The 21005-nt window shown below is 49.0% G+C and carries 19 protein-coding genes and 1 tRNA gene; 11 read left to right on the forward strand and 9 right to left on the reverse strand.

The annotated features are described in order from the left end of the window. Positions 1 to 9 precede the first annotated feature (9 nt). Positions 10 to 1158 (reverse strand): L-threonine dehydrogenase, encoded by a 1149-nt coding sequence (yiaY, locus tag BZG25_RS00945; protein WP_077638373.1) that lies wholly within the window; start codon positions 1156 to 1158, stop codon positions 10 to 12. A 285-nt stretch (positions 1159 to 1443) separates the two neighbouring features. On the opposite strand from yiaY, the gene BZG25_RS00950 reads away from it, so the two are divergent. Beyond that, positions 1444 to 2082: an OmpA family protein gene (locus BZG25_RS00950; protein WP_046075670.1), complete on the forward strand. Its 639-nt coding sequence runs from the start codon at positions 1444 to 1446 to the stop codon at positions 2080 to 2082. A gap of 48 nt (positions 2083 to 2130) precedes the next feature. Here the strand turns inward: BZG25_RS00950 and BZG25_RS00955 are convergent, their stop codons facing one another. Continuing rightward, entirely contained in the window at positions 2131 to 3687 is a 1557-nt protein-coding gene (locus tag BZG25_RS00955; RefSeq protein ID WP_241828623.1) for a cryptochrome/photolyase family protein, read from the reverse strand. 191 nt (positions 3688 to 3878) lie between these two features. On the opposite strand from BZG25_RS00955, the gene BZG25_RS00960 reads away from it, so the two are divergent. Beyond that, positions 3879 to 4409 carry a hypothetical protein gene (locus BZG25_RS00960; protein WP_052708116.1) on the forward strand — a complete coding sequence of 177 codons (531 nt, stop codon included), beginning with the start codon at positions 3879 to 3881 and terminating at the stop codon, positions 4407 to 4409. Between the two features lie 90 nt (positions 4410 to 4499). Then, on the forward strand, positions 4500 to 5162 hold the full coding sequence (locus BZG25_RS00965; RefSeq protein WP_046075667.1) for a glutathione S-transferase: 663 nt from the start codon (positions 4500 to 4502) through the stop codon (positions 5160 to 5162). Between the two features lie 13 nt (positions 5163 to 5175). Here the strand turns inward: BZG25_RS00965 and BZG25_RS00970 are convergent, their stop codons facing one another. After that, positions 5176 to 5796 carry a glutathione S-transferase family protein gene (locus BZG25_RS00970; protein ID WP_077638375.1) on the reverse strand — a complete coding sequence of 207 codons (621 nt, stop codon included), beginning with the start codon at positions 5794 to 5796 and terminating at the stop codon, positions 5176 to 5178. Between the two features lie 321 nt (positions 5797 to 6117). On the opposite strand from BZG25_RS00970, the gene BZG25_RS00975 reads away from it, so the two are divergent. Beyond that, positions 6118 to 7725 carry an ABC transporter substrate-binding protein gene (locus BZG25_RS00975; RefSeq protein ID WP_077638376.1) on the forward strand — a complete coding sequence of 536 codons (1608 nt, stop codon included), beginning with the start codon at positions 6118 to 6120 and terminating at the stop codon, positions 7723 to 7725. Positions 7726 to 7845: 120 nt separating this feature from the next. Here BZG25_RS00975 and BZG25_RS00980 read toward each other — a convergent pair. After that, a tRNA-Asn gene (locus tag BZG25_RS00980) sits at positions 7846 to 7921 on the reverse strand. A gap of 236 nt (positions 7922 to 8157) precedes the next feature. On the opposite strand from BZG25_RS00980, the gene BZG25_RS00985 reads away from it, so the two are divergent. The 3 genes from BZG25_RS00985 (at position 8158) to BZG25_RS00995 (ending at position 11515) form a co-directional block, all read left to right on the forward strand. Further along, on the forward strand, positions 8158 to 10032 hold the full coding sequence (locus tag BZG25_RS00985; RefSeq protein ID WP_077638421.1) for an alkaline phosphatase D family protein: 1875 nt from the start codon (positions 8158 to 8160) through the stop codon (positions 10030 to 10032). A 103-nt stretch (positions 10033 to 10135) separates the two neighbouring features. Next, the gene (locus BZG25_RS00990; RefSeq protein ID WP_046075664.1) at positions 10136 to 10375 is read left to right on the forward strand and encodes a YdcH family protein; all 240 of its coding nucleotides are present in this window, start codon (positions 10136 to 10138) and stop codon (positions 10373 to 10375) included. A gap of 12 nt (positions 10376 to 10387) precedes the next feature. Beyond that, positions 10388 to 11515, forward strand: a complete 1128-nt coding sequence (locus BZG25_RS00995) for a PQQ-dependent sugar dehydrogenase (protein WP_046075663.1) — start codon at positions 10388 to 10390, stop codon at positions 11513 to 11515. Here the strand turns inward: BZG25_RS00995 and BZG25_RS01000 are convergent. Then, a complete protein-coding gene (locus BZG25_RS01000) occupies positions 11512 to 12267 on the reverse strand; it encodes a PilZ domain-containing protein (RefSeq protein WP_077638377.1) in 756 nt (251 codons plus the stop codon). The genes BZG25_RS00995 and BZG25_RS01000 overlap by 4 nt on opposite strands. Positions 12268 to 12400: 133 nt before the next feature. Between BZG25_RS01000 and BZG25_RS01005 the strand changes: the two genes are divergently transcribed. Further along, positions 12401 to 13408, forward strand: coding sequence for an ABC transporter substrate-binding protein (locus BZG25_RS01005; RefSeq protein WP_077638378.1), 1008 nt, complete (start codon positions 12401 to 12403; stop codon positions 13406 to 13408). A gap of 82 nt (positions 13409 to 13490) precedes the next feature. Here the strand turns inward: BZG25_RS01005 and BZG25_RS01010 are convergent, their stop codons facing one another. After that, a complete protein-coding gene (locus BZG25_RS01010) occupies positions 13491 to 14333 on the reverse strand; it encodes a 2OG-Fe(II) oxygenase family protein (protein WP_046075660.1) in 843 nt (280 codons plus the stop codon). A 194-nt stretch (positions 14334 to 14527) separates the two neighbouring features. Between BZG25_RS01010 and BZG25_RS01015 the strand changes: the two genes are divergently transcribed. The 3 genes from BZG25_RS01015 to BZG25_RS01025 all read left to right on the forward strand — a co-directional run bounded on the left by BZG25_RS01015 (position 14528) and on the right by BZG25_RS01025 (position 17767). Continuing rightward, positions 14528 to 14905, forward strand: a complete 378-nt coding sequence (locus tag BZG25_RS01015; protein WP_046075659.1) for a glutaredoxin — start codon at positions 14528 to 14530, stop codon at positions 14903 to 14905. Between the two features lie 323 nt (positions 14906 to 15228). Beyond that, positions 15229 to 15744: an oxidoreductase gene (locus BZG25_RS01020; protein WP_162274050.1), complete on the forward strand. Its 516-nt coding sequence runs from the start codon at positions 15229 to 15231 to the stop codon at positions 15742 to 15744. A 103-nt stretch (positions 15745 to 15847) separates the two neighbouring features. Next, positions 15848 to 17767: a bifunctional diguanylate cyclase/phosphodiesterase gene (locus BZG25_RS01025; protein WP_077578475.1), complete on the forward strand. Its 1920-nt coding sequence runs from the start codon at positions 15848 to 15850 to the stop codon at positions 17765 to 17767. Here the strand turns inward: BZG25_RS01025 and BZG25_RS01030 are convergent. The 3 genes from BZG25_RS01030 to BZG25_RS01040 form a co-directional block, all read right to left on the reverse strand. Further along, positions 17764 to 19122 (reverse strand): hypothetical protein, encoded by a 1359-nt coding sequence (locus tag BZG25_RS01030; RefSeq protein WP_046075657.1) that lies wholly within the window; start codon positions 19120 to 19122, stop codon positions 17764 to 17766. The genes BZG25_RS01025 and BZG25_RS01030 overlap by 4 nt on opposite strands. Positions 19123 to 19449: 327 nt before the next feature. Beyond that, complete coding sequence (locus BZG25_RS01035) at positions 19450 to 19941, reverse strand: histidine phosphatase family protein (RefSeq protein WP_077606710.1); 492 nt, start codon at positions 19939 to 19941, stop codon at positions 19450 to 19452. Between the two features lie 73 nt (positions 19942 to 20014). Beyond that, positions 20015 to 20959 (reverse strand): chemotaxis protein CheV, encoded by a 945-nt coding sequence (locus tag BZG25_RS01040; protein ID WP_046075655.1) that lies wholly within the window; start codon positions 20957 to 20959, stop codon positions 20015 to 20017. Between the last annotated feature and the right edge of the window lie 46 nt (positions 20960 to 21005).

Genomic DNA, 21005 nt, shown 5'->3' on the forward strand with positions numbered 1-21005 from the left:
ACGTCAGTGCTACATGGCTTCCATAAAAATCTTGGCGATTTCGTCGTGTGTTGCTTGTTTCGGGTTAGTGAAACCACACGCATCTTTCAACGCATTTTCAGTCAGCACATCAATATCTTCTTGTTTGGCACCTAATTCATTCAAGCCAGCTGGAATTCCTACGTCCGTTGAAAGCGACTGAATGGCTTGGATGGCGGCTTTCGCCCCCTCATCGGCCGTCATATTCTCCGTATCCACGCCCATTGCGGTGGCAACATCACGCAAACGCGCGGCGCAAACCTGCGCGTTATAGCGCTGAACATGAGGCAACAATACGGCATTGCACACGCCATGCGGCAAATCATAAAAGCCACCAAGCTGGTGAGCCATCGCGTGAACATAACCCAGTGACGCATTATTAAATGCCATGCCCGCCATGAACTGGGCATACGCCATTTGCTCGCGCGCGTCGATGTTTTGCCCATCCGCCACAGCGGTGCGAAGATTCTCTTGGATTAACGTCATCGCTTTTAACGCCACTGCATCGGTAATGGGTGTCACGGCGGTAGACACATAGGCTTCAATCGCGTGAGTGAGCGCATCCATACCTGTGGCCGCCGTTAATGAGGCGGGTTTAGCCAACATTAACTCAGGGTCGTTGACCGAAATGATAGGGGTGGTGTGCTTATCCACAATCGCCATTTTGATATGACGCGCTTCATCGGTGATGATACAAAAACGTGTCATTTCCGATGCCGTTCCTGCCGTTGTATTAATCGCGATAAGCGGCAACTGCGGTTTGGCAGATTGATCAACCCCCTCATAGTCGCCTATTTGCCCGCCATTAGTCGCCACCAGGGCAATCCCTTTAGCGCAATCGTGTGGTGAGCCACCACCGAGTGAAATCACGCAATCACACTGGCTCTCTTGCAACAAGGCCAGACCTTGCGCCACGTTATCAGTCGTCGGGTTCGGCTGTGTGCCATCATAGACCACACAATCGACCTGCCGGCTATCAAGCAGTGTGGCTATTTGTTTTACCACACCAATTTGACTCAATACCTTATCTGTCACGATCAGGGCTTTTTTGAATCCGTGTGACTGAATCGCGTCTGCCGCTTCTGCAAGGCACCCTGCCCCCATAAGGTTAACGGCTGGGATAAAGAAAGTGCTCGACATGATCGTTGGCTCCTTTTGTAGGGATAACAGGGTTGTCACAGAGACTGTGCTCCCCTTTTGATTTGATGCCTTTTTGTAACACGTGGTTTGTTCGTCACATTTTGATCCAGCGCAATTTGCTTGACAGGATGCAGAGCTAAAAAGGCAGAATTGAGAGTTGTGTCATCGGCGTGCTCAATATCGTTTAAAACGGCAGCAACAATTCATTTTTTTGACACTTTCTTGAAGAACACTGTCTAACGTGCGATAGGTTATGGTAGCTAACGCGTAAATAGAGAGAAGACAATGGGAAAAAAATACAAACTCACCGCTGTGGCAGTATTGACGGCATCTTTGGCGCTCACCGGCTGTGAATCGATGTCTAACACCCAAAAGGGCGCAGCCATTGGTGCCATCACCGGGGCTATCGCGGGTAAATCGACATCCAATCATAAGGATAAGCGCGCATTTATTGGGGCCGCGATTGGTGCCATCGGAGGGGCTGCGGTCGGCAACTACATGGATAAACAAGAGCAAGCTTTCCGTGAGGAACTGGCTGGTTCTGGCATCCAAGTGGTCCGTGAAGGGGATAATATTCGCTTGATTATGCCGTCAAACATCACGTTTGGGCTTGACCAAGACGCCATTGCTGCCGACTTTTATCCGACCCTCAATGCCGTCGCTAAAGTGATGCGTAAATACGATAAAACCTTTTTAAGCATTGAAGGGCACACGGATAACACCGGTGCCGCCTCTTACAACCAACGCTTGTCAGAGCGCCGTGCAATGAGTGTTAAGGGCTACCTTGCCAGCCAATCGATTGACAGCGCACGCCTGTATACCTCGGGATTTGGTGAAACCCGTCCTCTGGTCGCGAACAACAGCGCCTCAAACCGCGCCTTGAACCGTCGCGTCGAGATCCAAGTCGTTCCTAATACCCAGTAATCATGAGTCCGGCGCGTTCATCGTACGTGAGCGCGCCGAATAAACAGACTACAAAGCATCTAAGTTTTCGAGCAACGCTTCTGCATGACGTAAGATGCCATCACGCTGGGTCGGCGCCATTTTGTCCCAATTTCTATAAGGCATTGCTGTACGAGGGTTATGCGCAAATCGCTCGCGATGCCGATGCATAAAATGCCAATAAAGTGCGTTGAGCGGGCACGCTTTCTCGCCGGTTTTGTCCTTCACCGAATAATGGCAATCACCGCAATAATCACTCATGCGATGAATATAGGCCCCACTGGCGGCATAAGGCTTAGTCGCCACAAGCCCGTTATCGGCAAACTGGGTCATCCCTCGGGTGTTAGGCATCTCAACCCACTCAATCGCGTCGATATAAATCGACAAATACCAATCATCTACCTCATCCGGCGCGACGCCCGCCAATAGGCAAAAGTTGCCCGTCACCATTAAGCGTTGGATATGATGCGCGTATGCGGTCTGCAAGGATTGCGTGACCGCCTGTGAGACACAACGCATTTTGGTATCGCCCGTCCAAAAAAAACGAGGAAGCGGCCGCTGCGCGGATAATGCGTTCTTGTTAGCGTAGGCAGGCATGTTTGTCCAATATACCCCGCGTATATACTCTCGCCAGCCTAGAATTTGACGCACAAACCCTTCAATTTGAGCAAGGTTAATCGCCTCCTCCGCTCGAAAGTGGCTAATCGCCGTTTCAATCACCTGCATTGGATGCAATAACTTGGCATTTAACGCAAAGGATAGACGGCTGTGATAGAGGCTCCATTGGTGTTCGCTTTGCCCTGTCATAGCGTCTTGGAATTGACCAAACAGGGGCAGACAGTGACGACAAAAATGATCCAACAACGTTTTAGCCTGGGAACGGGTCACAGGCCAGAGCAAGTCTGGCGCTGGCTCTCCGATCGTCGCCACGTGATGCCGTTCGATACGCGCCAAAATATCGCGCACATCATTGCTAAATATTAAGGGGGTTGGAATAGCCGCTAAATCACTGTTCTTGAGTTTATTACGATTGTCTTGATCGAAGTTCCACCGCCCTCCCTCTGGAGATTCTCCCTCCATCAAAATGCCATACTGCCGACGCATATCGCGATAGAAATACTCCATTTTGCGATGTTTGTTGGCAGTGAACTGCTTGGATATTTGATCGAACGGCAGTAAAAAGTGCTCGGTACCCACGCATGTCACTGTGACAGGCTGGGGTAAAGCCATCTCTTTTAATTGCTCGTCTAGCCGGTATTCGTCCGGGCGTTGATATTCAAACGTTTTGATCTGATAGTGCTCGCACAGATCAGCCACTAACGCCGGTAAATTTTCGTAATTTTGCGTGTCATCCAAGGTTAGGTAGCAAACATGATGCCCCGCTTGACTCAGGGCATGGGAAAACGCTTCCATGGCAGCGAAGAAAGCGCACACCTTTTGGATATGATGTTTGACATAGGTTGCTTCTTGCTTGAGCTCGGCAACAAGATACAGCACATTTTCATCGGTCTTTTTGTACCATGAGTGGCTGGCGTTGAGTTGATCACCTAACACAAGACGCAACGTTGAGTACTGGCTATTGGTCACTGGCACCTCGGTATTTATCAAATAAGCTTTAAGCGATACGCAGCAAACCACATTTTCGATGATTAACCCTGGCGGGTGCTTGAATCTTAGGGAAAACCCTCTACATTAGAGCCAGTATTGATCACCCATGCGGCGGCGAGGCGATGAGAGCATTCTTTGTCGGGCTTTTTTTACTCCCAATAGCAATGATAGTGGCTGAGCCAGCGCGTGCCATGAATGAACCGGCAAGCCAATTTGTTCAAGATCTTCGCTTTCATGGCTATATCGACAATTATGGCAATGTGAAACTTCGCTTTGCCCCGATTACCGCTCTACCGGCAGGCTTTAAGACCAAAGGTTACTTGGATATTGAAGCCAGTGATATCGTACGTCTCCCGCGTGGGCTTGATGTTGGTGGTTACTTTAATGCCGCCAATACAGCGATTAGACAACTCCCAAGAATGAAAGTGGGGGGATATATCAACCTCACCAATACCGCCATTAACCGCCTTCCTCCTAATTTAGTCGTGCGGGGTGATTTAAGCCTCGTCAACACACCGCTTACGCAATTACCGCGCCGTTTGTTTGTGGAAGGAAATCTATACCTGACAAATTCACCCATTGAGCGCATTCCTGACGATATCTACGTAGGCGGAAATCTCTATATCCGCGGTACCAATATCCAGTCAGTCAGCCCCGATCTTCGTATTGAAGGCCAGGTGCTTCCTTCTTTAAATCAATGATCTCGCGCTCGGCGTTGATCGAATTAGTTGTCAATCCGTACGTTAATCCCGAGCCTAGTTTTTAAATTACAGTCAAAAAAACGGTCCACTATGATTATCTTACATCATCTAGAGCAATCGCGATCGCAGCGGATTGTCTGGTTATTAGAGTCGCTGGCGATTCCGTATCAGCTGGTACGTCACCAACGTGATCCAAAAACCAAACTTGCGCCTCGCGAACTGAAGAAGATACACAGTTTAGGGAAAGCACCCATCATCGAAGACGGCGATGTGGTGATTGCCGAGTCAGGGGCGATCATTGAATATCTTATCGACAAGTACGGCGATGGCACGCTAACCCCCAACACGGATAAAGAAAAGGGCCTGTACCGCTATTGGATGCATTATGCGGAAGGCTCCCTGATGCCGCCGTTGGTGATGTCTTTGATCTTTAGCAAGATCCCAGAATCACCGATGCCATTCTTTATTCGTCCCGTGGCAAAAAAGCTGATGAAAGGCGTCACTGAACAGTTTCTCGCCCCTCAGCTTCGCGATCATTTTGCGATGATTGATTCACATCTCGCCAAACACACCTGGCTGTGTGGAGATACGCTAACAGCGGCCGACATTCAGATGAGCTTTCCGTTACTAGCGGCGCGCAAGCAATTGGATGCTCAAAAGCACGCCAATATTCTTCGCTACCTTGAACACGTTGAGCAACAGCCTGGGTATCAAAATGCCTTGTGTGTTGTCGGCCCTCTACAAGCGTTATAAAACCACCCAACGCTTATGTGGGCAGCGTTGATGCTGCCTGCATCACCCAGCGTTGATAACCGGGTCGGTCACTCAATTGTTGATACCAACGAGAAACATTGGGTGGTAGCACCCAGTCGCTTTGCTGGCTAAGGCAATGGATTAAACTTCCCACGGCAATATCTGCCAACGTCATGCGATCTGAGGTGAGATATTGCTGGTCGTCGAGTGCATCATTGACTCTCTCTAACTCATAGCGGCATTGTTCCATCGCCCGTTGCTTCGCTTGCCCCTCATCGGAACCGTCAGGGGTAGAGGCAAACAAAGCGGCTTTGATGGCTGGCTGGAAAGAAGACAAACACCAGTCCATCCAGCGCTCATAACAGGAACGTTGAAAGGCACAATCGGGATACCACATTTTATTGCCGTAACACGCGACGAGATAACGCAATATAGTGTGTGACTCCCAAACACTATTGGGACCATCTTCGAGCACGGGCACCTGGCGCATCGGACACCGCTGTGCGACCGCTTGCGCATCGTGCCGATTGTGGTGAATATCGACTTCTTCTAGCGCGATACTTAAATCTAACTCATCGATTAGCCACATCACTTTCTGAACATTAATCGATAGCGGATGCCCATAAACTTTCATTTTGCTCTCCTTGTCACGCAATAAAGCAGTTCCTTGCTCGGCTGCACCTTCGAGGCTCGCACAATCCTTTTTCCATAGCAAGTAATCGGGTAGATCAGCCAAAAACCTCAAGACTTGACCGATAATGCACCACAACAGCAACAGGTTGCACCTCGTTATAAGCTTTTTGTGATGTTTCCTTCTGAAACGGATACGCCAAATTACGGTGGGCTTATCCAGCTATGTCACATTTCTTTCATCACGTATTGGCCTACCCGGGTATCAGCGTTAATCTATTGATTGTTAAGACTTATTAACAAAACACTCAACCAAGGAAGGATTATGAAAACAACGGTATTAGCCAGTGCGCTAGCACTCGCATTGAGCAGCTCGGCGTTTGCCGCGCAAGTCCCTGATGACGTCACCCTTGCCGAAAACCAAACGCTAATCTGGGGGGTGTCGGGGGAAGTACCCACGTTAGACCCTACCAAGTCCAGTGATACCGCCAGCAATAAAATCATCTCGGATTTGTTTGAAGGATTGATGGTACGCAATCCAAATGGCGACGTCGTGCCTGGCCTCGCCAAAGACTGGGAGGTAAGCGAAGACGGGCTCACCTATACATTCCACCTTCGCAAAGCCAAATGGTCTGACGGTGAGCCCATTACCGCAGACGATGTAGTGTATACGCTACAGCGTGTGGTTGACCCGGTTACTGGCGCGCCTTATGCCTGGTACCTAGGGACTGCCAATATCCAAAATGCCAAAGCGATCACCGACGGTGAAAAACCCGCTGAGCAGCTTGGCGTCAAAGCCATCGACGATCACACGGTAGAATTTACCCTTGAGCGCCGCACGCCCTACTTCCCGAATATGCTCACCCACTCGTCTACTTATCCGGTGCCACAGCATGCGTTGGAAGCCTTTGGTGATAGCTGGACGCGTCCAGATAATATGGTCAACTCTGGCGCGTATAACCTCACCAACTGGGTGATTAACGAACGAATTGATTTAGCCCGTAACCCGCTTTATTGGAATAACGACGAAACGGTGATTGATAAAGCCTCTTATGTCGCCTCCAGTGATGTCAACGCTGAATACAACCGCTACCGTACCGGTGAAATTGATATCACCTCGAGCTTTCCACTTGAGGCCTTTGATCAGATTAAAAAGGAACGTCCTGATGAGTTGATCACTATGCCGTCTTTGGGGACCTATTATTATTTGTTTAATACAGAGAAAGCGCCTTTTGACGATGTGCGAGTGCGTAAGGCTTTGTCGTATGCGATCGATAGAAACATCATTACCGACATTATTCTCGGTCAAGGCCAGCTTCCGGCATATAGCGCCACACCGCCAGCTATCAACCATTTTGAGCCACCTAAGCTCGAATGGGCGGAAATGAGCCAAGATGATCGCTATCAAAAAGCCAAAGCCTTGTTGGCAGAAGCCGGCTTTACCCAAGATAACCCTCTGGAGTTTGAGCTGGTCTATAATACCATGGAGTCACACAAAAAACTGGCGTTAGCTGTGACGTCTATGTGGAAGCGTCACCTTCCTGTCAATGTCAACTTGGCCAACCAAGAATGGAAAACCTTTTTGCAAAAGCTTCTGCAAAAAGACTTTGAAGTTGCACGTTATGCGTGGGTTGGCGATTACAATGAAGCCTCTACATTCCTGAGTTACTTCAGTAGTGATGGCATGAATGAAACTAGTTGGGGCAACAAAGACTATGACAAGGCACTTGATCAGGCATTAACGGTCGCAGAGCCCGAGAAACGCAAAGCTTACTACCAAGAGGCAGAGCGGATTTTCGCCCGCGATATGCCGGCGATCCCACTGTATTTCTATACCCGCAGCGTGATTAAGAGTCCGAAAGTGGGCGGGTATAACACCGATAACCCCAACAAGCTGAGGTATACACGCAACCTGTATATCACCAAAAATTGATCGCCTCTTAATAAAGGCAACCTATCAATGAGGCCAACGCCACGCTCTGACGCGTGGCGTTTTTATTCATACGCACAAACAAAAAAGCGCCAGCCTTTCGGCTAGCGCTTCTTTTTAATTTGGCTCCCCCAACTGGACTCGAACCAGTGACATACGGATTAACAGTCCGCCGTTCTACCAACTGAACTATGGGGGAATCGTCTTTTGCGACAACGAGCGAGATGATAGGCAATCCATTATCTCGGTGCAACCCTTTTTTCAATAAATCCCCACACACTCGGCTCGAATGGCTAAAAAGGCAACAAATCAGACGATTAAACTATCGTCTTTGCACTGACGTAGGTAAAAGTGCAAATATACAACCCAGTAGCTGACTTCGAGGACTCAGAGACATTGGATAAAGACGCACTCCCACTGTTTATTGCCGGCCCCATGCTAAGACGTACCACACAGCATGAAGTGACCTTATGGTCAGTGCTAACACAAAAGCCCGATGATGGTACCGTGTCCGTTTATCAGCACCACCAGATATTAGCATCCATGCCATTGTCAGCCGGGCATTGGTTTCGTATTGGCGAGCGCGCGTGGGTCGTGCTTCATCATCTCCGGTCAGCCCATGGGTTTCCCGTCGATAGCCCATTGTCATACGACATACAGATCAACCACAGTGGAATGGCAGACATCCAACCGGAGCTCTTGTATGACAACGAGCAAGCTCCCTCTTTTTGTATTCCCTCAAAAGCCACCCACATCGCGCATGGCTCATGCCGACACCCACACCACCACTGCGATGATGCCCTCGTCACTCTCGACCAACACTTGGCCACGACCCCTATGACACACTGGCCTAATATGTTGATTATGAGTGGGGATCAAATCTACGCAGATGACGTCGCCACGCCGATGCTGCAGCGTATTCGCCGGTTAATTGCCGTATTAGGTCTTAAAAATGAGTATTTCGAGGCCGCGCCCATTGTCGACTGCCGTGCCTTGGATACACACCCTGACAGCTATGTTCAACGCGGCAAGCTCCTCCCTAGCCAGCGCGCGGAAAAGGGCGGCCATTTAGAGAGACTGTTTGGTCAACCACTGCCTATTTTTACATCCAAAACCGTCTCCAATCACTTGATAAGCTTCGCAGAACACGTCGCCATGTATTTGCTGGTTTGGGCGCCCGTTTCTTGGGCGCTAACAGACGGACCTCATCTTCACGCCCCCAGCCAACTGACCGACAGTCAACGCGAGCGCTATCAACAAGAAACACTCGCACTCAATGCGTTTCGTTCCGGTTTAACCGGCGTGCAGCGACTATTCGCACACCTATCAACCTATATGATCTTTGATGACCATGACATCACAGATGATTGGAATATCACCGTCGGTTGGGAGCACGCCGCGTATCTCAATCCCTTTTCTCGTCGTATTATCGGCAATGGTCTGATGGCTTACTGGTTGTGCCAAGGTTGGGGCAATGCGCCCGATAACTTTAGCCAAGACTTTCTCACTACCGCCCGCCAAAGCGCCTATCAGCCCATGAGTGTTTGCGATCTGGACACACAAACAGAGACGCATCAAGCCATGGTGGAGCAATGTCTACGCTTTGAACACTGGCATTACACGGTGCCAACGACGCCACATCTCGTTGTGTTAGATACACGCACTCGTCGCTGGCGATCCGAGTCACGAATGAATAAACCGTCGGGCCTGATGGACTGGGAAGCGCTGATGGATTTTCAACATGATTTGTTAAGGCATGATAGCGCGGTGATCGTCTCTGCCGCCCCCATGTTCGGTGTTAAGTTTATTGAAGTATTGCAACGAGTCGCGACCTGGCTGGGCGCGCCGACTGTCGTCGATGCGGAAAACTGGATGGCACACCCAGGGAGTGCCAATACGCTACTCAGTATTTTTCGCCATCAACGGACACCCACCAATTATGTGATTTTATCTGGGGATGTGCATTACTCGTTTGCTTATGATATCCGAATCCGATTTCGCACCCATAGTCCGCGTTTGTGGCAAATAACTGCCAGTGGTTTCAAAAACCGCTTCCCCGAGCCACTGCTCAGCTTTTGCGAGTGGTGCGATCGCGTTTTATTCAACCCACTGTCTCCACTGAATTGGCTCACGAAACGTAAGCGTATGCGCATTGACCGGCGCGACCCTGATACGCCAGGCCCGAAGCGTCTCGTCAATGCCAGCGCCGTGGGATTGGTCACCCTGAATGAAGATGGCTCTCCACGCACCATTAGCCTTCTGAAGACCGATGGTCAACGCGTCTCTTTTCCGGAAAAGACAAACACATAGACAGCTCGCCTGCTACATCACCGTGATTATCATCAATGAAATTTGGATAATCGCGGTAAGCAGGCCTAACCTTATTAAAGGTAGGCCGATAACAGGAGGCTTTATGCAAGGAGAAAACCACGCACTCGTTTTTGATTTCCCAGAGCACCGCGATCGTATCCATCACCTGAAACAATATGACCCAGCGTTTCAGCTCGATGCACAACGCTACCATCAACTCGATCATCATATTCGTGGTTTAGAGATGAACCAAATCCCTACCAGCGACGATGTTTTTACCGCCATGAAACGACAGCGCGCGCACCTCAAAGACCGTCTATACCAAAAACTACGCACGCACTAACAGGAGCTGACAATGCATATGTTGCATCGACTCTGCCTGTTGGTTCTTTGCCTAGGCATTGTAGGGGCGACCCACGCGAAAACCATCAACACGGAGGCAGTGAACCTTCGTGTTGAAACACTGAAGTCCGGTTTTTCTCACCCATGGGGGATCACTGAACTTCCGGATGGCGATCTGCTCATCACTGAGCGAAACGGTAACCTGAAGCGCTTAACCCCCAATGGCCTGGTCGTCTCCATTTTAGGTACCCCGAAAAACGTGTTTCAAGAGGGGCAAGGGGGGCTATTAGATATTGCTTTGGCGCCTGATTTTGCGACCAATCAGCGTTTATACCTCTCTTATGCCGCCGTCGACGAGCAAGGGCAGGCAGGTACTGAGGTAATGGTGGCCACACTGTCTAAGGATGTACTGATTGACAGTCGCGTTATCTTTAAAGCCCTTCCCAAGCGCGGTGGCGGGCGCCATTTTGGCAGTCGTTTATTAGTCACGCCTGAGTATTTGTATATTACCCTCGGTGACCGAGGACACCGTGATCGCGCTCAATTCGCTGATGACCATCTTGGCACTCTTGTGCGCCTTCATCATGACGGCACCGTGCCCGAGTCAAACCCTTTTGTCCAAACACCGAGTAAGCAATCGGAGGTCTTTAGCTTCGGGCACCGGAATATCCAAGGTATCGCGTTAGATAACAACGGCACCCGTATTTGGGCACATGAGCACGGCCCCCAAGGTGGCGATGAACTCAACGTAATCCTCGCCGGTGAAAACTATGGCTGGCCAACCATTACACATGGCGTTAACTATGGGCTAGGCACACAGATCGGAGAAGGCACATCCAAACCTGGCATGCGCCAACCTGTCTATTACTGGGATCCCTCTATCGCACCATCAGGCATGACGATGGTGAACAGCCAGCAGTTTCCGATGTGGCAGGGGGATTTACTGCTCGGGTCGTTAAAGTTTGGCTTGCTAGTAAGGCTAGAGCTGGAGAACGGCCAAGTCAGGCATGAAGAGCGAATGTTAGAGGGTCAGTTTGGCCGCATTCGCGATGTGATCCAAGCACGTGATGGCAGTTTACTCATCCTCACCGATAGAAGAAACGGCAGTATACTGCGTGTCACACCATTACCTCAGTCTTAGATAGAAAGGCTGGAGGTAAGCTCGCCGTCATTGTGAGGTATCGACAGACGATAAAGCTCACCATCGTAGTCTAAATTGGTGACTAACCACGCGCTTCGTGACTTAGAACGGTCGTCGAATTTAAGCCCACAATGATAACGCTCACCTTTAAGGCGGTGACTCAATATCACGCCGCTCATTGTCAACGCTTGGCTGGCAGGGATACCTGTCAGGCTAAGCGCTGCATTTTGCTCCTCATCAATCTGCAAGCCAATCGCACGGTAAGAAAACAAGCACCCGCCCACAGAGAGATCGTGTATCGTCACGGGCACGCTGGCTTTACCGTCTATATTTAACGCTGCAGAGAGCTCGACATTGAAACGCTTGTCTTGGCGCAAAGGCGTGGCGTTCGCACCGTCACGCACAAGCTCGACACATAAAAGGGTATGGTGAGCTTCCATCAAGCCTTGTACTTTTCCACCAAATCGAATCAGCGATCCATCGGCAGAAACACCATGAAGACGTAAACTATAACCCGCCCCAAAGTACTGCTTTTTCTGTTGGCTCGACAGTTTAGGCAGTTGCAGATAACAAAAACGTTGTCCATCACTGCCAATCAACAACCCATTAAATCGGAACAAAGCTTTAGTAGGCGTCTGAATGTGAACACGCACCAAGGTTGCCACCCCCAACTTAAGTACCGCGTGAGTCACAGCTAAAGCGATGGCTTCTTGGTTTTTTTCTATCGCATTAAGTTGCTCTTTTCTTGGCATAATGGCGTTCGTTATCGTCCGCTAATAGGGATTTCAGTGTTTTTATTAAGATCGGTTGCGTTGAGTATAGATCGCCCTATTCGCCCATGTTACTTTTTCGATACATAAAGCACTCATCTATCAAGGACACATCATGAAAGGGACGCTAAAGCGGCTACTGATAGGCTCAATACTGGCCTGCTCCCCCCTTACCCAAGCCAGCGATGACGCGGCATGTGGCAAGGTCTCTATCGCGGATATGAATTGGAACTCAGCCACACTCATGGCACATGTTGATCAATTTATCTTAGCCCATGGGTATGGGTGTGATGCTTCTCTTGTCCCAGGCGACACCATGCCTACTGGCGTCTCAATGACAGAAAAAGGCGAGCCTGATATTGCCCCAGAGTTTTGGACAAACTCACACAAAGCAATGTTGGATAAAGGCGTGCAAGAGGGACGGTTAAGGTATGCAGGCGATGCATTCTCACAAGGTGGCAACGAAGGCTTTTGGGTACCCAAATACATGGTCGATCAACACCCCGAGTTAGCGACCATTGAAGGTATCAAAGCGCATCCAGAGCTGTTCCCTCACCCTGAAGACCCTGACAAAGCCGCCTTTATGGGCTGCCCGGCGGGGTGGACATGTCAAATCTCAGCCCAGCACATTTTTAACGCCCTTGAATTGGACAAAGCCGGCTTTGAAATTGTCGACCCAGGCTCTGCGGCAGGCTTAGCCGGTACCATCGCACGAGCCAATGAGCGAAAAAACCCTTGGTTTGGTTATTATTGGGCGCCGACCCCTGTGATGGGAAAGTATGAAATGGTTGAAGTCGATTTGGGTGCCGATGTCAATTTAGCGCACTACAAACAATGTATCACCCAAGCGGACTGCCGTTCACCCCAGGTCACCGCATTTCCCACCTCTCCCGTGCACTCACTAACCACAGCATCATTTGCTGAGCAAGCGCCCGCGGCATTTAACTATATCAGCCGCCGTGAATACGATAACCAAGTAATGAGTGACATGCTGGCTTGGATGGATACCTACCAGGCAGACGGTGAAATAGCCGCAGACGAGTTTCTTCGCCGCTACCCTGCCGTTTGGCATCAATGGGTTGATGCACAAACCGCGCAACGTGTCGAAGACGCGCTGCGATAATGGTAGAGCATACACGGTGGGAAACGTAAACAGACATGACTTGCCGAGCGTCAAACATGACCTCGGCAAGCATAAAAGTGTGTTACTCGATCACGCCAAGCTCACGGAGGCGTTCCATCAAATAGCTGTTAGCCGTATGGCGCTCAGACAGTACAACATCTGGCTTAGGGTGCAAAAATAGCGGCAGCGAGATACGCGCTTTGGTTTTATCCGCACCTTCCGGGTTCACGACACGGTGAGTGGTAGAAGGGAAATAACCGCCGGATGCTTCTTGAAGCATATCACCAATATTGACGATTAAATTACCAAAATCACAAGGGACATCTAACCAGCTCCCATCTTTCGCTTTCACTTGCAAGCCAGGCTCATTGGCAGCAGGCAATATTGTCAGCAAATTAATGTCTTCATGAGCAGCCGCTCGAATCGCCCCAAGCTCTTCATCACCCTTTAACGGCGGGTAGTGTAAGACACGCAATAAGGTCTGTTGGCTACCATTAATCATGCTAGAGAGTGGTTGCGAGAAGTGTTGACTTATATCTGATGGTGATTGGCGCTCAACCCACGAGAGCAAGGTTTCCGCTAAATGCGTGGCATGCTCGTAATAAGACTGTAAATTGCCTCTCAAGGCGTCTGGACACTGTCCCCATGGGTAATAATGAAAGAACTCTTTCAGATCACGCTTGGTATGGCCTTTCGCGGTCTCTGCGACTTTTGAGGGAAAAAAGCCGTCTTGCGTGTCGGGCTTATAGGTAAAGCGGTGCTTGTCTTCGGTATTAAAAAAACCTTCCCATTGCTGATAGATATCGGCGACCCATTGTTGCTGTAATGGGTGATTTTTTAATACACCAAAACCTGTTTCACGTAGGGATTTAACAAACGCCTGCTCTGCATCAGGCGCAGTAAAGTCAATGGCTTGCAGTGTCATAATGCTCTCGTAATCGTTTGCTTTTTATCATGAGGTAAGTGAAACAATAGTTTAACAGGCAGGTTAACGGGTACAATGCCATCCTGTTCTTAGAGAGAAACGCTTTGTTTCTATAAGGGCACAATCTAACCTCAAGATAGGCAAACGTGTATCACGTGTTACACTCTATGCCGTTGTCAACGCATGGAGGTTATATGGGCGTTATTCGTTGGATCCTAGGTAAAATCATTCTGGTTGTAGAGTCATTGACCCAACCCAAATCCCCTCAATTAAACGCAGCGCAAAAGCAGGCGATGGACACATTGGCACAGCAGGTCACTCTATATCAATTCGCGGCCTGCCCCTTTTGTGTAAAAGTGCGCCAAGCAAGCCGAAAACTCGGCTTACCGCTTCAGACCAAAGACGCGAAGCGCAACATGGATGCCAGAAAAGAGCTTGAGCAAGGGGGAGGGCGAATCAAAGTACCCTGTTTGCGTATCCAACAGGCAAACGGTGAGGCGCGCTGGATGTACGAATCGGATGATATTATTGCCTACTTAAACAAACAGGCGACACCAATTATCGAAAAATAATTAGACACCCGCCAAGCTAGCGTCTATGTTTTTAGTGACAAGACTCCTTCGCTTGCCCCTTGTTGCCCGACCGGCTTATGCCTTTTATCGGGCTTTGCTAAACTGCCCTAGCCCTATGCGTGGGCAGTTTTCTTTTTCAATTCAACAATAAATCTCGTGACTGTGTCTGATCGATTTACACGATCCACCCACCCTTACTACGGGAGAAATGGACCCTTTCCCATTTTCCTTCGGAGCGTATATCATGGCGGTCACCGCTCCGTCTTGAGTTAGGTCCAATCACAAACTAGCTTTAAAAAGATGGAGATAATAAGGAGTGTGACATGACAACGTACGATCCCAGATATACTATCCGCAAAAGCCGTTATACCGACCAACTCATTTTGCTAGCGTTGTTGTGTCTCATGCTGGTCAGTCATGCTGTCGAAGCAAGACCGATTTTGACCATTTATGGTGATGTCGCCAAGCAATCCTTTACTCGTGAGGAGCTGATGCAGCTGGCCGACCGCACAATTGAAACGGAAACCCCTTGGACGGAGGGTCAGCAGGTTTTTCTCGGTGTGTCAGCACAAAAACTGTTAAAAACGTATGACAAGCAAGGCCATGAATTGAAAGTTCACGCCCTCAATGATTATTGGTCCAAAATGCCGACTGACGAGATTAATAAGTACAACCCTGTTTTCGCCATCAAGAAAAACGGCGAGTGGATGCCTATTCGCGACAAAGGGCCGATTTGGGTTATCTACCCATTATCCGAATTTAATCAGTACGATAATGAGATTTTACACAGCCGTATGGTGTGGCAAGTTAACCATATCGAAATATTAGAAAAAGAATAACAACAGCCCTATTGGCTCAACCACGGTTTTTGCCTACTCCACGAGCTTCCCGACTCAACCACAAGCAGCTAGGCAAAACACAGCAGTAAAGGAATATATTGGTATGGTAAAGCGCCCTCTTATCGGTTTCATCATTTTTGCATTTACCACGTTAGCCTTCGCGGCCTCAGCGCTTTACCAGTTTCATAATGCCTACGCACGACAGGCACTGCATACCCAATTGTCAGCATGGGCTTTAGCACAAATGGAGCTCGAAACCTTAGAGTTTCGTAATGAGCTCGCCTTGTACCTCGCCACGGCCTCAGACAAACAGTCCCTTGTCCTGTCTTATGACATCCTATGGAGTCGTTATGACACGTTTTTAAGCAGCCAAGAGGCTGCGCCCATGCGTCGAACGTTTGATGCCCAGCCCGTGGTACAACGTGCTTTTCGTTTAATTCAGCAACATGAGCAAGCGGTATTGAACGGTGACCGGCAGCGACTTTCTGGCCTTCTTCATGAAATGGATATTGTGCTGCCTCAGGTACGAAATCTGATGGTCAATAATTTTACCGGGCCGGCAGCTATCGAACAGCGTGAATTTTTACAAGACCAAATAAAAACCATGTACGCGGCCATCATTATACTGATGTCGTTATTGATTTTTTTCGCCTTTCGCCTCTATCGCAATAGTAGCAAACAGCAAAAAATGGCATGGCACGATAGTCTCACTGGCCTACCCAATCGCAATTACCTCTTGGAGTATCTCTACAAAGCAGCACATAAAAAACAAATACATACCTTATTGCTGATCGATGTTCGTCGTTTTAAAGACATCAATGACCTGATGGGATACGAACAAGGCGATGTCGCGCTAACACAGTTAGCCAATGAATTAAAAAGCATGTGTTTGCCTTACGGTTATCCTTGCGCGCGGATCAGCAGTAATGAGTTTGCGGTTCTCGCATACACCGACAATCGTCAGCTGAGCTTCTTTACTCAGCCTTTGTGCAACGCGCTGCGAAGCGCGATCGACAGTGTCTACCCAGGTCATCGATTAGCGGTGGCTATTGGCGTCGCAAAGAGCCTCGATTTGGATGACAATGTCATTAGAAATCATCGTCAGTTTGCCAATCAACTGTTAAACAACGCGGACCTTGCACTGATGAAAGCCAAACGAGCGCCTGTGACGCAAGACAGTGTTGATATATTTAAAGCGGAGTACGAACAAGAAGCGAAGCAACGTCGTCAATTACGCGATGAGCTCAAGGCTCACCTTGACGACCCTTATCAAGAGACACTCTATGTATTGTTTCAACCCATGGTGGCAGCGACGTCAAGACGCCTTGGCTGTGAGTGTCTGATTCGCTGGGACCATGCTGAGTTTGGTCCCATTGATCCAGAGCTCATCGTCAATGTCGCCGAAGAGTCAGGCCTGGGTCGGAGATTAGGCGCCTGGCTTTTGCGTCAAGTTTATCTGGCATTAAATACCGAATGGCAAACCATTAATGACCGCATTGATATTGCGATTAACCTTTCTGACTCGTTTTTCAACGAGTCTTTGATTGCCGATGTGATCACTGTATTTGCCGATCACCCAGAACAACGTAAACAACTGATTTTTGAGGTCACAGAGACGATGACCATCGACGATATTGGTCGCTTCAATCTGCTGATGAATCAACTGCGCGACGTCGGTATTCGGATAGCGCTGGATGATTTCGGCACGGGTTGGTCATCCATGTCGGTACTCAGCCACCTTAGTTTTGATAAAGTCAAAATTGATCGCTCATTTGTCACCGGCATGGCCAATACACCGCGCCAGCATGTGTTAGTCGATACCATTTGTCATATGGCCCATCAGCTCGATATTCGCGTGGTCGCCGAAGGCGTCGAAACACAAGAACAACTCACCAGCCTAAAACAGATGGGCGTTGACGAATTCCAAGGCTACTTCTTCGCCAAACCGCTATCCGCACTGGACTTTTATGCTTTCTGCATCGATCACTTAAATCATAAAGACAAGTTATTGATGAATGATTAATCAAACACTTCTTCTATATCGACCACTTTTGAGCGGTTAACCGTAATTTTCCAACGCTGATACACCGTCGGCTGCCCTTTTAACCGCTGACAACTAATAAGGTTGAATTGATGCCGCTTTTCAACCGAATCTTTGAGTACTTGGCCTTCATTAAGCCGATATAAGCGCTGACTACCACGGTCCATAAGGCGAGAAAAAGACCGGAAATCAAATTTCCACACGTCACGAGTGGTGTCATAACCCGACAAAAAACGGGTTGTCTCTAACTGTGTTTTCACTTTAAGACGCACTACCGCCTCTTCCCGTTGACGCAGTTTGCCACGACGCAATTTCTTCACTTCATCGGGTAGGGCAGCAAAATCCATATAATCTAGCCACTCTAACTGCCGACCTATTTGTCGATTGGATGTGGGGTCAATAAAACGTTTTCGCCACTTGGGACGTCCTTTACGAATCCAGCGCCACAACGCGTCACGTAAATCATCTTTAAAGATCTCTCGCAATGCATACACACCCGCCATGGCCAACACGAACGATAGGGTGATTTCGCCTAAATATTGACGTGCACGGACAATAACAGTGGTGACAAACAACATCACAAACGCCGTCGCGGACGCTTTAGCCAGTTTGTTAAGGTTTTTACCTAGCGCCTGCGGCACTTGGCGAATCGTCACGGGAAACTCAATCAAGCGGCGCGCCAAGCGCATCTTATTGACCATACGAGTGGGATCGCGCCGTGCTTTATCCGAGTTATAACGGTTAACGAGGCGGTGTGCCTCTTCAGCTTGGCACAATTCAATCAATTGCTGGCGTACCCCCTTGTAGACGTTTCCACGCGGCATATGGGCTAATAACGACAGAAAACGTTGCTCCGTCAACCAAGATAAATAGTTGTCTATATTATGGTAATACTTGAGTAGCTTGGTATTTTGCGGTTTGTAGCGCCGGAGTCGCCGTAAAATCTCCACCGCCATCTCTATCGTATCTTCTAACTGCTCTAACGCTTGTTCATCCTCTAGCCCAGAAACGGATTCAAAAAAATCGTGCGTCGCTTTTTCGAGCGATAAGGCATACTGATACGCATAGAGACTCAAGCTCACTCGATATTGTTCGGTTGGCAGTTTGTCACGACTGGCTAGGCGAGCATGTACCAAGGGCAGATGATAACGAGACGTAAAATACGTTCGACTATTGGCGAGGACACGGTAGTAAAACTCATCTTCAGAAAGCACATGCTTACCAAACTTAAGCTCACCAGGGACGAAGAGATAAAACTCGACCTCTTGGGCACTGACTTCCTCGTTGAGCACAGCCACCCTGACTGATAAGCCCTCATGTTTGTCTACTGTGATCACGACTGCTCTCCTGTGAACGCCAATAAATTTGCTACCAAGCCGACCCCCATAATACGCGTACAACCAAGGTGTTACGAGTATCGCACATTTACCGCAACACAAGTGAAAAACCGCCATATCGCGTCAATCAAACTGGTCGTTTTTTGCTCAACCGATCGTCTTGGGGTTGCTCTCCACGACTCACGCGTACTGCCGCCATTGCCTACAAAGAAATTAACGGGGTTATCCACAGGTACAGTAGATAACTTTACAATCCAAGCGCTAAATATAGTTCAGAGCGCACCATATCTAGTATGCATATGACAGCATCCTGTTCCATAGACGACGTTAGCCTCGAAGTCGCTTAGGCCAGTCGAGAAAGCAAAGCTGTGCATGCGTATTCGCAACCTCTGTCCAGTGCTCGACGGGATACTGCACCACCGCCACACCTGAGGTCGGCAAGTTATCCTTGGTCATTCCCACTCCATGTAAGTAATTGTTTAGTGAAGGGTTGTGGCCAATAATCATCGCCACATCTTGCTCTAACTCGAGTGCTTGGATGGTATGAATGATTGCCGATGCATGCTCACTGTATAACGTTTCCTCTAAAACAATGGGCGGCTTATCGGTCAGCGTTTGTGCCACCAGCACTGCCGTATCTTTCGCGCGTTGCGCTGTGCTGGTCACAATCGTTTGTGGCTGGTGCAACCAAGCATTCAAGCGCTCCGCCATTTGCGGCGCTTGTCGAAATCCTCTCGGATTGAGCGGACGCTCGTGATCATCGAGGCTCGGATCATCCCAACTCGATTTCGCATGGCGCATCAAAAATACCGTTTTCATCGTCACCCCCTCAATGTTCAATAAAAAAAGCGAGCCACGGCTCGCTTTTTGTTTTCACCGGTGCCTAGGCGGTTTAACTCGCCACGACTTGGCGCAAACGCTCCTGCACCACATTGACCAAAAGGTCAGGCTGGAATTTAGAGATAAACTGATTGCAGCCCACTTTTTCAACCATTGCCTCATTGAAGCTACCGCTTAGTGAGGTGTTCAGTGCAATGTACAAATCACTCATCCGACTATCAGAGCGCACTTCATGCGTCAGTTTATAACCGTCCATTTCCGGCATTTCCGCATCAGTGATCATAAGCAAAATTTCGTCACTTACGTTTTTGCCTTCATCGCACCAACTCTTGAGCAAGTTCAGTGCTTCAGCACCATTTTTCTTGATGATGCACTCAACGCCAAACTGCGACAAGGTTTCACTAACCTGCGCGCGCGCCGTGGATGAATCATCGACAACCAGTACTCGCTGCCCCGTCATATAAGGGGTCAGTTGCGGGTCGAGGACATCTTCAGAAACGCCAACTTCATACGCAACGATCTCAGCCAGCACTTTTTCCACATCCACAATTTCCACTAAACGCGTTTGACCATCAAAGTCTTGGCGAGTAATGGCCGTTAAGTAATTATTGCGTCCAGAGCTGGAAGGCGGCTCCATGATCTCATCCCAGCCCATGTTTTTGATATTGATCACCTGCCCAACGAGGAACGCTTGGATGGTGCGGTTATATTCAGTCACGATAACGTTACATTCATCCGACATGCCTATCGAGCCCATGCCGATAGACTGACGTAGGTCAATCACTGGAATAGATTTGCCGCGAATCATGGCAACGCCACGGATGTTCGGATGGGAGCCAGGCATTTGGTTGAGCTTTGGCACTTTGATGACTTCACGTACTTTAAACACGTTGATGGCAAAAGGTTGGGTAGAGCCAAGGTAAAACATTAAAAGCTCGAGGCGGTTTTCACCCACCAATCGTGTCCGCGAATCTACCGAATCTAAAATATTGGTCATAGTCTACTCAACCGTCGTGTTACTGCTCATTCGCATTTATCCGGAC

This window comes from Salinivibrio sp. ML198 (genome assembly GCF_001996015.1).
Lineage (GTDB): Bacteria > Pseudomonadota > Gammaproteobacteria > Enterobacterales > Vibrionaceae > Salinivibrio > Salinivibrio siamensis.

Coding starts and splice junctions, on each gene's coding strand:
- yiaY (WP_077638373.1), bottom strand. CDS start 1,158: ATGTCGAGCACTTTCTTTATCCCAGCCGTTAACCTTATGGGGGCAGGG.
- BZG25_RS00950 (WP_046075670.1), top strand. CDS start 1,444: ATGGGAAAAAAATACAAACTCACCGCTGTGGCAGTATTGACGGCATCT.
- BZG25_RS00965 (WP_046075667.1), top strand. CDS start 4,500: ATGATTATCTTACATCATCTAGAGCAATCGCGATCGCAGCGGATTGTC.
- BZG25_RS00970 (WP_077638375.1), bottom strand. CDS start 5,796: ATGAAAGTTTATGGGCATCCGCTATCGATTAATGTTCAGAAAGTGATG.
- BZG25_RS00975 (WP_077638376.1), top strand. CDS start 6,118: ATGAAAACAACGGTATTAGCCAGTGCGCTAGCACTCGCATTGAGCAGC.
- BZG25_RS00985 (WP_077638421.1), top strand. CDS start 8,158: ATGCTAAGACGTACCACACAGCATGAAGTGACCTTATGGTCAGTGCTA.
- BZG25_RS00990 (WP_046075664.1), top strand. CDS start 10,136: ATGCAAGGAGAAAACCACGCACTCGTTTTTGATTTCCCAGAGCACCGC.
- BZG25_RS00995 (WP_046075663.1), top strand. CDS start 10,388: ATGCATATGTTGCATCGACTCTGCCTGTTGGTTCTTTGCCTAGGCATT.
- BZG25_RS01000 (WP_077638377.1), bottom strand. CDS start 12,267: ATGCCAAGAAAAGAGCAACTTAATGCGATAGAAAAAAACCAAGAAGCC.
- BZG25_RS01005 (WP_077638378.1), top strand. CDS start 12,401: ATGAAAGGGACGCTAAAGCGGCTACTGATAGGCTCAATACTGGCCTGC.
- BZG25_RS01010 (WP_046075660.1), bottom strand. CDS start 14,333: ATGACACTGCAAGCCATTGACTTTACTGCGCCTGATGCAGAGCAGGCG.
- BZG25_RS01015 (WP_046075659.1), top strand. CDS start 14,528: ATGGGCGTTATTCGTTGGATCCTAGGTAAAATCATTCTGGTTGTAGAG.
- BZG25_RS01020 (WP_162274050.1), top strand. CDS start 15,229: ATGACAACGTACGATCCCAGATATACTATCCGCAAAAGCCGTTATACC.
- BZG25_RS01025 (WP_077578475.1), top strand. CDS start 15,848: ATGGTAAAGCGCCCTCTTATCGGTTTCATCATTTTTGCATTTACCACG.
- BZG25_RS01035 (WP_077606710.1), bottom strand. CDS start 19,941: ATGAAAACGGTATTTTTGATGCGCCATGCGAAATCGAGTTGGGATGAT.
- BZG25_RS01040 (WP_046075655.1), bottom strand. CDS start 20,959: ATGACCAATATTTTAGATTCGGTAGATTCGCGGACACGATTGGTGGGT.